At 64.8% G+C, this 11,393-nt stretch carries 7 protein-coding genes; 4 read left to right on the forward strand and 3 right to left on the reverse strand.

Annotation, left to right across the window (positions count from 1 at the left end):
* Nucleotides 1–510 precede the first annotated feature (510 nt).
* Both ACLL97_RS10615 and ACLL97_RS10620 read left to right on the forward strand, forming a co-directional pair.
* Nucleotides 511–1,053, forward strand: a complete 543-nt coding sequence (locus ACLL97_RS10615; protein ID WP_411280444.1) for a DinB family protein — start codon at nucleotides 511–513, stop codon at nucleotides 1,051–1,053.
* Between the two features lie 32 nt (nucleotides 1,054–1,085).
* Nucleotides 1,086–2,300 (forward strand): pyridoxal phosphate-dependent aminotransferase, encoded by a 1,215-nt coding sequence (locus tag ACLL97_RS10620; protein ID WP_411280445.1) that lies wholly within the window; start codon nucleotides 1,086–1,088, stop codon nucleotides 2,298–2,300.
* A 157-nt stretch (nucleotides 2,301–2,457) separates the two neighbouring features.
* Here the strand turns inward: ACLL97_RS10620 and ACLL97_RS10625 are convergent, their stop codons facing one another.
* The 3 genes from ACLL97_RS10625 to ACLL97_RS10635 all read right to left on the reverse strand — a co-directional run bounded on the left by ACLL97_RS10625 (nucleotide 2,458) and on the right by ACLL97_RS10635 (nucleotide 7,766).
* The gene (locus tag ACLL97_RS10625; protein WP_411280446.1) at nucleotides 2,458–5,088 is read right to left on the reverse strand and encodes a M14 family zinc carboxypeptidase; all 2,631 of its coding nucleotides are present in this window, start codon (nucleotides 5,086–5,088) and stop codon (nucleotides 2,458–2,460) included.
* Between the two features lie 300 nt (nucleotides 5,089–5,388).
* The gene (locus tag ACLL97_RS10630; protein ID WP_411280447.1) at nucleotides 5,389–7,323 is read right to left on the reverse strand and encodes an amidase family protein; all 1,935 of its coding nucleotides are present in this window, start codon (nucleotides 7,321–7,323) and stop codon (nucleotides 5,389–5,391) included.
* A gap of 146 nt (nucleotides 7,324–7,469) precedes the next feature.
* The gene (locus ACLL97_RS10635) at nucleotides 7,470–7,766 is read right to left on the reverse strand and encodes a putative quinol monooxygenase (RefSeq protein ID WP_411280448.1); all 297 of its coding nucleotides are present in this window, start codon (nucleotides 7,764–7,766) and stop codon (nucleotides 7,470–7,472) included.
* Between the two features lie 104 nt (nucleotides 7,767–7,870).
* Between ACLL97_RS10635 and ACLL97_RS10640 the strand changes: the two genes are divergently transcribed.
* Nucleotides 7,871–9,583, forward strand: a complete 1,713-nt coding sequence (locus ACLL97_RS10640; RefSeq protein WP_411280449.1) for an amidohydrolase — start codon at nucleotides 7,871–7,873, stop codon at nucleotides 9,581–9,583.
* A 194-nt stretch (nucleotides 9,584–9,777) separates the two neighbouring features.
* Nucleotides 9,778–11,393: WD40/YVTN/BNR-like repeat-containing protein (locus ACLL97_RS10645; RefSeq protein ID WP_411280450.1), on the forward strand; the 1,616-nt coding region annotated here is incomplete at its 3' end.

The following is an 11,393-nucleotide window of genomic DNA, read 5'->3' on the forward strand; positions in this document are numbered from 1 at the left end:
TCACGTATCGGTGCGGTTCCGCAACATCCGTCGCTTCCGTGTTCCAGCGGTTACCGATCGTGCCGCCCGCCGCGAGTGACGGTGGTGCGGTTCCACTGCCTCAGCAACCGCGGGAACACGGAAAAGGCGGATCGCACCGAACGGCACGGATACGCCCACGGCGCGATGAACGGATCGTGGTCGTCGCCATTCACGTATCGGTGCGGTTCCGCAACATCGGTCGCTTCCGTGTTCCAGCGGTTATCGATCGTGCCGCCTGCCGCGAGTGGCGGTGGTGCGGTTCCACTGCACCAGCAACCGCGGGAACACGGAAAAGGCGGATCGCACGGCACGGCACGGATACGCCAACGGCGCGGTGAACGGATCTTGTTCGTCGTCGTTCGCGTATCTGTGCGGTTCCGCAAAATCCGTCGATTCCGTGTTCCAGCGGTTACCGATCGTGCCGCCCGCCGCGAGTGACGGTGGTGCGGTTCCACTTCAACCAGCAACTGCTGGAACACGGAGGTTCCTATGCAACATCGGGCACGAGAATTCGCCACCCTGATCGTCGCCGCATCGGTCGTGGCGTTCGCACCGAGTTCGGCCGCGGCACAAGCGCCGAAAGACCCCGCCATGGCGGCGCTGTATGAAAACTGGCAGGGGCAGATCAATTTCATCACCAAGGCCGCCGAAGAAATGACGGAGGCCAACTACGCGTACAAGCCGGTGGCCACCGTACGCAGCTTTGGTGAACTGATCGGACATGTGGCCGGCACGCAGGACCTGATCTGCGCGGCCGTGCTGGGCGAGAAGCAGCCGGCCGAAGATGCCATCGAGAAAAGTGCGAAGACCAAGGCCGCACTCGTGGCGGCGCTCAAGGCCTCGACCGCACATTGCGTGAAGGCGTACAACATTCCGGCGGCATCGGGCACCGCGTCGATCGACATGTTCGGCTCCAAGAGCACCAAGTTCGGCGCCCTCACACTCAACGCCGTGCACGATGGTGAGCACTACGGCAACATCGTGACGTACATGCGCATGAAGGGGATGACCCCGCCGTCAAGCAAGCGCTGATCAGCACACGCTGACCACATTAGCTTTGGGAGATGCGCTCTCATCTCCTCGACTCGCGCCAGGGACTCGCCGGCGACGATCTGATCTTCACGCTCAACGCGGCCGCCCAGCAACGGGCGGCCACGGGAGCGCCGGTTATCAACGCCACCGTTGGCGCCCTGCTCGACGACCACGGCACGCTCGTGGTGCTCGACAGCGTGATGGCGCTGTGGCGCGAACTCACGCCCATGGAGATCGCGCCCTACGCCCCGATCGCCGGCGATCCAGCCTTCCTGCTGGCACTCACGCAGCGGCACTGGCCTACGCTTACGAGCCCCGGCGTGGCCGTGGCAACGCCCGGCGGATCGGGCGCGCTGGCGCTCTCGTTGCGCAATTTCGTGGAGCGCGGGCAGGCCGTTCTCACCGCCGGGCCGTTCTGGGGCCCGTACGCCACGATTACCGCCGAAGCGCAGGTGCGCTTGGACACGGCGCCGTACCCCGCGCCCGGTGAACCGCTCGATATCGGCGCCTGGGAAGCCAAGGCCCGCGACCTGATCGACGAGCAGGGGCGCTTACTCGTGTGGCTGAACGATCCCTGCCATAACCCCACCGGCCGCAGTCTCTCGCGCGACGATCGTCGCACGCTGATTTCGGTGTTGCGCGACATCGCGTCGCAGGGACCGGTCACCCTATTGCTCGATTTCGCGTATCTCGACTACGCGCGCAATCCGGCCGATGTCCGCGAGGCGCTCGACGACTACGCCGCGTTCGGGGCCGAACGGGGCGTACTGGTGTGCGCCAGCCTGAGTCTCAGCAAGGCCTTTACGCTGTACGGTTCGCGCGCCGGCGCACTCGTGTTTCCGTGGAGCAACGACGCCGCGCTCAAGGGCGCCCTGGTGTCGAGCTGCCGTGGCACATGGAGCAACTGCGCGCGCGCACCGATGAGCGTGTTGCTGCGCATGACCAACAGCGAAGCCGCGCTACGGGCGCTGGCGGCTGAGCACGCGCATTGGCGCGGCGTACTCACGGAGCGCGTGGCGGCCCTCGACGCCGCACTCAAGGCCGAAGGGCTGCCGGGAGCGCCCTGGGACGGTGGATTTTTCGTGATGCTGCCGGCGCCGCCCGATCCGTTTGCGGTATGCGAAAAACTCCAGGCGTCCAACGTGTTCGTGGTGCCGATGCCCGAGGGGCTGCGGGTGGGCGTATGTGGGATGAAGGCCGCCGATACGGAGCGGTTTGCGAAAGCCTATGCGGCAAGTATCGCGTAGGCCAATTGGATCGCCAACAGCTGGAACACGGAGAAAACGGATTTGACGGAACAGCGCAGATAAGCAAAAATCGCCGTTCGCGTATCTGTGCCCTTCTGTGAAATCCGTCGGTGCCGTGTTCCAGCAGTTGTCGTTGCAGTTCTGATCTATCGACGAATCAGAAGCTCCCCCCCAACAGTACCGCACTGGCAAAAATCGGTAGCGTCCCGCGCAGCTGATCCCGGTAGACCGGATCGTGCGCGAACATGATCACCCGTCCGCGCCCGGCACGCTCCGTCCACAGGTACGGCGACCCGCCGATCTTGGCGGCGGCTTCGGGCCAGTAGTAGCCCGCAATGCGTACGCGCGCCGCCGGCGCAAAGCGCATCACCGCTTCGCCCGCGCTCAAATCCTTCGGGATCGTGAACACGCGATCGCTGTTCGCGAACACCGCCATCTCCCGGTTCAAGATGCCCGCCATGAGCGGCGACAGCGTATCGACGGTCGCCCGCGCCATGACGCCCGGCAGGCTGCCTGGCAGCGGTGCGCCGCCGGTGCTGTCCGCGCGCGTGGAGTCGCGCTTCACACGTGTGCGCACGAGGCCTACACGTTCCTGAGCCACCCACGCGCTCGCAGCATCGATCGTGATCAGCACGCCGCCGTTGCGTACCCAGTCGGCCAAGCGAGCGCGACCCGCGTCGCCCAGTACCCGATCGAGTGCGCCCGCTTGCACCGAGGGCATGATGAGCGTGTTGAAGGCGCTCAGGTCACCGGTGGCGACGAAGTTCGCGTCTACCAACGTGCTGGCGTAGCCGATGCGCTGATCCATCGCGTACCAACTGAAGCCGAACGATGTGCCATTCACCGGCGCCCCGCCAAGCAGCGCCACCTTGGGCCGCTGAACCGGGATCACCGAGTTGCTGCCCAGGTCCGTGCCCACGTCTACACCCGCCGACGGAATGGACGCCAGCTGCGCCCCCGCTTCAGCGGCGCGACGCATGACCACGTCGTGGACATCGGCGCGATTGAGCGCCACGCGAATCACGAACGCGCCGTGGGGGAACGCGTTGGCTTTCGACGTGAACGAATACGGGGCGTACCACACGCGCACGGAATCGGTGAGCAGCGACGCCAGCAACCGAATAGACGACTCGCTGCCAGGCGCGAACGCGTAACCGTACACCGACCGCGCCGGCGCGACAAACGTGCGCGGCACATCGGTGACCAGCGACACCGAACCGGGCATCGCCGACAACGTGTACGCGTCCACGCGCCACGCCAGCGGCAACGACCACGCCGTCATGTCGTAAAAACGATTCCGCTGACCCGTGCGACGGAGCTCGAGCTCGAACTTGATGAACGCCGAATCCAAAGCGGCATCGGGCTCCAGCAACGCCTTTGCCAGATACCCCTGCGGCTGCGCCAAATCGACCACATAACTGCCGGCCTTTGCCGTCATCGTAGGCCGCGTACCGCCGGCGTACATACTGGCGTTGGCCACCGACACATCGGCCGTGAGTCGCTGCACCTCAATGCCGTTGTCGCGCAGCTTCTGCACCAGCGAATCGGCACGACCCTGCGCGTCACGCGCCAGCAGCACGGCCCGCAGTGGACCCTTGGCATGCATGGTGATGGCATTCGCCCGCGCGGCCGCGTAGTCACGCACCAACTCGGTACGCCGACGGGCCGATGTTTTCACGGTGGCCCACTCGGCCGTAAAGTGCTCGAACGCCGCTTGTTTCAGCGTGCGCAGCGTCCCGTCGTTGCGCATCACGGCACCACCCGAGCTCGACGCGCTCTCGAACAGCATGCCGATGGCGCCGGTCAGCATGGGCCACCCTTCGCCGTACCCGGGATAGAACGAGTCGTAGCCTTCCCTGCGGAAGTACGACCAACCGTGCGCGTCGAACGCTGCCCCGTGCGCCGCCGCAAAAATGTCGTACCACTTGGGCAGGTGCTTGGGATTGTTCTGATTGTCCGGCTCACGCGGTGGTGCGAAGTAGAAACTCGAGCTGCTTCCCTGCTCGTGCAGATCTACCGCCACGTGCGGCCACCACTTCATGTACGTGCTCACGCGTCCCTTCGACTCCGGGTGTGACTGCGCGTACCAGTCACGATTCAGATCGAAGTAGTAGTGCGACGTGCGCGGCCCCGGCCACGTACCGGCGTTGTTGATGGCCCCCGGCTCACTGGCCACACCCTGCGCGCTCCAGCTGCGCTCGATGTCGTGCGTGTGCCGCTCGCGTCCGTCGGGATTCTCGTTGGGGTCGATCAGCACCACGGTGCTATCGAGCGCCAGCCTGGTATCGGCATCGGTGCCGGCCGCCAGCTGATACAGCAGCGCCAAACCGGCCTCGGCCCCCGACGCCTCACCGCCGTGCACGGAGTGCTCGAGCCACACGATGCTCGGAATCCGCTTCACCGCCGCGTCGATATCACCTGCACCGGCCCCCCGCGGATCGGCGATACGCGCGGCATCCCGCTGAATCTCGGCCAACCGCGCCATATTGGCTTCGCTCGAGATGGTGATGATGAGCATCTCGCGCCCCTCGAACGTACGAGCCACGGTGTCCACCTTCACCCGCTTCGACGCCGCAGCGATGCGCTCGATGTAGCGCATCATGGCGCGCTGCGGAGTAAAGCGGGCGCCGATATCGTAGCCTAAGATCTGCGCGGGAGTGGGCACACGCGGATCGAACGTAGCACCGGGGTCGGCGAAGGCATGCTGCGCCTGCGCGGGGCGGGCACTGAGTCCACCGGCGAGGGCGGCACCCGCCAGGGCGGTGCGGATGGTAAAGGAAATCGACATACCGTAAAGTTCGCGCGATGCGGGCGATCTGTCACGGGTGTGAAGTGGGCTGTTGAGCAGACAACGACAAAAGCTCTACCGCGGATTGCACGGATATCGGCGGATTGGTCCAGCGCGCGCGACCGTCGTCGTTGCAAACCGATAGCGCGCTGTTTTGTTGTTGAACAGCGAAACATCGACCGGTTGAGGCGCTGTTGCACCGGTCGCACGCTCGGCGCCAATCCGTGATTATCCGTGCAATCCGCGGTAAAGCTGTTGCTGTTGTCGTTGCCGTAGTCGTTGTCGTCGCGCCTATCTCGCCTATCTCGCCACCTTCACTTCCACCGGCTCTACGCCAGCCCCGGTGTACATGGCCACGGTCAGTCGACCGGCGTCAAAGGCCACGCGATCGGCATACGTGAGCGGGAACGACCCGCTTCCACTCGCCTGACCAGGCCCCAGCAGTCGTGCACTCACTCGGCTTGCTCCGGCCGGAATGGCAATGCTGGCCGACGTCGTGCCGCTGGCAGCAGCTCCGGAGATCGGGCCCGAGATACGACCCGCGTTGCCCGTGCGACGCAGCACCAGCGCCGACAACGGTGCGCCGCCGGCGTTGTTTACCGTGGCCGACCAGTACAGCACACTGTGCACGCGATCGAGCGTGACGCGGGTGGTGGCCACGATGCCACGCGCGCGCGTGATCACCACGATCGGGGCCGCCACCGGCGCCTTGCCCGCCACTAGCGCCGGTGTGGTGCTCGGCGCGATACGTCGTGCGCCAGACTGCTCGAAGGCGTAGGCCAAGGCCACCAGGCGCGTGTCGGTGAAGCCCTTGCCTAGCAGTTCGATGCCCACCGGCAGTCCATCAGCCGCGAAGCCCGCCGGCACGCTGATGGAGGGGAGTCCACTCTGCGCGCCCAAGTTGCAGGTGCTGCCGTTCTGCACCTCACCCACCAGCGTCGGCTTCTGCCGTACCGTGGGATAGGCGATCGCGTCGAGTGACAAGCTGTCGAGGATACGCTCCATGCGTGTCCGCAGCGCCGCTTGTCGCTTCAGTGCGGTGCGATGCTGCTCACTGTCGGCCGCGAGTACAGTGTCGATCACGCGGAAGCGCACCTCGAGCTGACGATCGTACAAGCCGCGATCGAGAATATCGCGTAACGACTTCACCGGCGCATTCGGTACGGTGCGCAGATAGTCGATCAGATCGAACTTGGTTTCGAGGTTGATCACACTGGTGTTGGCCATCAGCGTGTCGAACTCCGCCATCGGCACGTCGACTACCGTAGCGCCTTGCGCGCGCATGGCCGCAATCGCCGCGCGCACGGTATCCGCAATCTCGGCGTCGGTATCGCGGAAGTACGGCAGAAACACGCCAATGCGCGCGCCACGCAACGCCGTCTTGTTCAATGCCGCCACAAACTTGGGCGTCGGCGCGTCGCGCAGTACGGAAGTCGCCGAGTCCTCGCTGTCGTAACCCACGCTCACATCAAGCGCGATAGCGAGATCGGTTACCGTGCGCGCCAGTGGTCCGCCGATGTCTTGTGTGTGTGACAGCGGCACGATGCCGCGCCGGCTCACCAGCCCCTGCGTAGGCCGCAATCCCACCAGCGCGTTGAAGGCACTGGGAATACGAATGGAGCCGCAGGTATCCGACCCCCAGCCCACGGTCGCAAAGCTGGCCGCGATGGCCGCGCCCGTGCCGCCACTGGAGCCACCTGGGCAACGGGTGGGGTCGTACGGATTCCGGGTCTGTCCACCGAGTGAACTGATGCTGGTGATACCCGCCGCGAGTTCATGCAAGTTGGACTTGCCCAGAATAATCGCCCCTGCGTCACGCAGCTTCTTCACCACAAACCCATCACGTGAAGGCTGACTGGTAGCCAACGCCAGCGACCCCGCACTGGTGGGCATGTCACCGGTGTCGTAGTTGTCCTTGATGATCACGGGAATTCCGTGCATCGGCCCGCGCACTTTTCCGGCCTTGCGCTCCGCATCCAGCACCGCCGCTTCGGCCGCAGCCTTGGGATTCACGCGAATGAGCGAATTGAGCTCAGGCCCCGCGTGATCGTACGCCGCGATGCGCGCCAGATATTGTCGCACCAGCTGCACGCTGGACATCCGACCAGCCGTGAGTGCCGCCTGCACCTCAGTGATCGACGCTTCGGTGAGCTCAAGCCGAGCGCTCGGCTGCGCACTAGCTGTAGCCGATACGCCGATCAGCGCCATCACCACCATCATCGCACGAATCTTCACGATCACATCCTCAAAAAATGTGCTGTTGCAGTTCTCCTATTCTCTTAGCCTCTTTTCCTCTGTGTGATCAGTTCTTCAAGCCATGCCGTAAGGCCGCAGTACTGATCGCACAAAGGAAAGGAGAAAAAGAGGAGAAGAGAAAAAGCTTACACGGGAAAGAACACGGACTCGTATTTCATATTCGTGCGGGGCGAGGCCATCATGGGCTCCACCGTATCGCGCCAGCGCGCGTAGTGGGCCGTGGCCTTGTGGGCCGCGGGGGCGTCGTCGGTGAGATACGCCTCGATCAGCGTGAAGCCTGTCGGGTCATCCGCCTGTTGCAGCACGTCGAAGCGCGCGATGCCTGGCTCGAGCACGCTGTGTGTCGCGTTGTCGAGCGTGGCCGCCTTGAACGCGCTCACCTGGTCTGGGAGCACGTGCACAAACACCTGAACAACGAGCATGGCAGGGGGAGTCGGGAAGATGAAGCGGCGCGGCAAGTGGTCGTGGTCCGAACCGGATACGATCCATATAGTGTTCCGCAGCCTCGAACACTATATCGGAGCCCATGACTGACACGCTGATGCCATTCTCCCTTCGCTCCGCCGTGGCCGTTGGCGTGGCCCTCGCCGCCTCGGCCACCACGCTTCACGCCCAACCCACCGAAGTGGCCAGCGCGATCTACACCAACGCGCGCATCTGGACCGGCGATTCGGCCAGTCCATCGGCCCAAGCGCTGGCCGAACGCGATGGCAAACTGCTGGCCGTAGGGACCGACGCCGACGCGATGGCCTTCCGCGGGCCCGCGACGCGGGTGGTCGACCTGCAGGGGAAGCGTGTGGTGCCCGGCTTCAACGATTCGCACTGGCATCTCAATACCAGCGATCGCGCCGACCTCACCGACGCCAAGTCGCCGGCGGAAATCGTGCGCCGTCTCAAAGCCTGGGCCGCCAAACGGCCGGCCGGGGCGTGGGTGGTAGGCCGAGGATGGACGCCATCGGATTTCCCAAGTAACAGCCCGCACCGACGCTTTCTCGACGTCGCCTTTCCCAATCAGCCGGTGATCCTCACCGATCGCGACGGCCATCAATCGATTGCCAACGGGCGGGCGCTGGCGCTGGCCAAGGTGACCGCCACCACCCCCGACCCCGCCCGTGGCGTGATCGAGCGCGAAGCCGGCGGCGTGCCCACCGGGCTCCTGAAAGAGTCGGCGGCGGGGCTGGTGAGCCGCCTCGTACCGCAGCCCTCACGCGCAGATATTACCCGACGCATCGATGAAGAAACCCGGAAGGCGGCATCGTTCGGTATCGTACTACTTCAAGACGCGAGTCCGCGGGCGCCCGAGCACGTGGTGTTCGCGATCCTTCGTGCCGCCGCTAAGGCCGACACCCTGCGCGTACGCTACCGCGCCGCCGTCCCGTTCTCGCCCGATGCCACCGCCGCCACCGTTCGGCGCTACACCATGCTGCGCGACAGCGTGAACGGCCCTTGGCTGCGCTTCGGGATCGCCAAAGGCATGCTCGACGGCACCGTGGACGCCAAGACTGCCGCGATGCTCGAACCCTATGCCGGTTCAGACGATACCGGTCTCCCCTTCTGGCCCGCCGCCATCCTTAATCGCGGTGTCGCGCGCTATGACTCGGCCGGCCTTCAGGTTGAGCTGCACGCCATCGGCGACAAAGCCGTGCGTACTGCCCTCAACGCCTACGCCAACGCCGCACGAATAAACGGCACCAACGGCCGGCGTCATCGCATCGAGCACATCGAAGTCCCCGCGCTTTCCGACCTCCCCCGTTTCAAGCAGTTGGGCGTGATCGCGAGTACCCAGGCCATCTTCGCCACCCCCGACCAAACCACCCTGCAGAACTACGCCCCGCTCTTGGGCCCCGAGCGTAGTTCGCGTGCGAACGCCTTCAAAAAGTTCGACGACGCCGGCGCCATCCAAGCCTTCGGCAGCGACTACCCCGTCTTCCCCATGGACGTACTGCTCGGCATCTACACCGCCGTCACCCGCCAAACCCCCCAGGGCACCCCCAAAGGCGGCTGGTATCCTGAGAACCGGATCACGGTAGAAGCCGCCCTTCGGCATTACACCAAGGACGCTGCCTACGCCGCGTTCATGGAGCAAGAAACCGGCACGCTGGCGAAAGGAAAATTCGCCGATTTCGTAGTCCTATCGGCTGACATCCTGACCATCCCCCCATATGACCTACTGAAAACGAAGGTCCTCCTCACCGTAGTAGGCGGCCGCCAAGCCTATCGCTCCCCCGCCTTCCCCTGAGCTCTAACCCCGGGTTCTGAGTTGTAACCCACCGCCCACGGCCCACGGCCCACGGCCGAGAGCCGAGAGCCTCCAAGCCCAAAGCCCGGGAGCCGAGCGCCCCAAGCCCACAGCCACCAGCACTCCCACCCCCCGAGCCGTTTCATTAACCAGCAGCCATCACAAGCCCCCGCCCCAACCCAACACCCCAGCACGTGCCAATTCCCTCCCGCTCGCTTTTAACCGCCGTCTCCCTCCTCTGCGCCGCCACCCTGCCCGCGCAGCGAGCCCCCGGTGCCTCCCCCGCCCGCGCCGCCGACACCACCTTCGGTGTCACCTGGCGCAACATCGGCCCCAACCAAACCGGCCGCATGGTCGCCGTGGCCGGCTCAGTCCAGCGCCCCGACGAGTACTACCTCGGCACCACCGGCGGCGGCGTCTGGAAAACCACCGACGGTGGCAAAACCGCGATGCCGGTTACCGACAAGTACTTCGGCGGCACCATCGGCGCGATCGCAGTGCAGACCACCAATCCTGACGTGGTGTGGGTGGGTGGCGGCGAAACGCCAATCCGCGGCAACGTGTCGCATGGCGACGGTGTGTGGAAGAGCCTCGATGCCGGCAAGACGTGGACGTATATGGGACTCAAGGAGACCCAGTACATCTCGCGCGTGCGTATCGACCCCAACAACCCCGACATCGTGTTCGTCGGTGCACTCGGCCACGTCTTCGGTCCGAATAAGGAACGTGGTGTCTATCGCACCACCGACGGCGGCCGCACGTGGAAGAACATCCTGTTCCGCAACGACAGCACCGGTGTGGCGGACATGATCATGGATCCGTCGAACTCGAAGATCATGTACGTCACCTTCTGGCAGGCTGGCCGCAAGCCGTGGCTGCTGGTGAGCGGTGGCGCGGGCAGCGGCATCTTCAAGACCACCGACGGTGGTGATACGTGGACCGAGATCACGCGCGCGAAAGGCTTGCCGCAAACCGGTCTGTTGGGCGCGATCGGTATTACGGTGTCGCCGGCCAAGCCGAGTCGCTTGTGGGCGATTCTCGAGCATGAAGCGAACGGTGGCGTGTATCGCAGTGACGACGCCGGTGCGTCGTGGACATTCATGAGCGGTGATCGCAATCTGCGTCAGCGGTCGTGGTACTACTCCAAGCTGTACGCCGATCCGAAGGACACCAACGTGGTGTACGCGCCGCAGGTGAGCCCGCTGGTGTCGAAGGATGGCGGCAAGACGTTTGCGGCCGGCTTCGGTGGTGGTGACAATCATGACATCTACATCGATCCCACCGACCCGAAGCGCATTGCCGTGGCGCACGACAACGGCGTCGTGATCACGAAGGATGGTGGCACCACGCGCCAGGCTCTGGCCGCGCCCACCGGTCAGTACTATCACGTGCACCTCACGAGTGCATATCCGTATCACGTGTGCGGTGCCAAGCAGGACGCCGGTTCGTCGTGCGGACCGGTGCGTGAGACTCCGGCGTTCGGTCGTGGTGGTGGATTCGGTGGTGGTGCGCCGGCAGCGCCGCCGTCGCCTTTCTCCACGTTTTATGGCGTGGCGGGCGGTGAGTCGGGGTACATCAGCAGCAAGCCCGATGATCCCGACATGATGTTCGGCGCGAACTACGGTGGCAGTATGGACGTGCTGAACCGTCGGACGGCCAAGTCACTCAGCATCGATCCGTGGCCGCTCGACCCCATGGGTCACGATGCCAAGGACTCGAAGTATCGCTTCCAGTGGACGTATCCGATCGTGCACTCGCCGCATGATCCGAACACGATCTATGTCGGTTCGAACGTTGTGTTCCGCTCCAC

The sequence above is a fragment of the Gemmatimonas sp. genome, from assembly GCF_046594945.1.
GTDB lineage: Bacteria > Gemmatimonadota > Gemmatimonadetes > Gemmatimonadales > Gemmatimonadaceae > Gemmatimonas.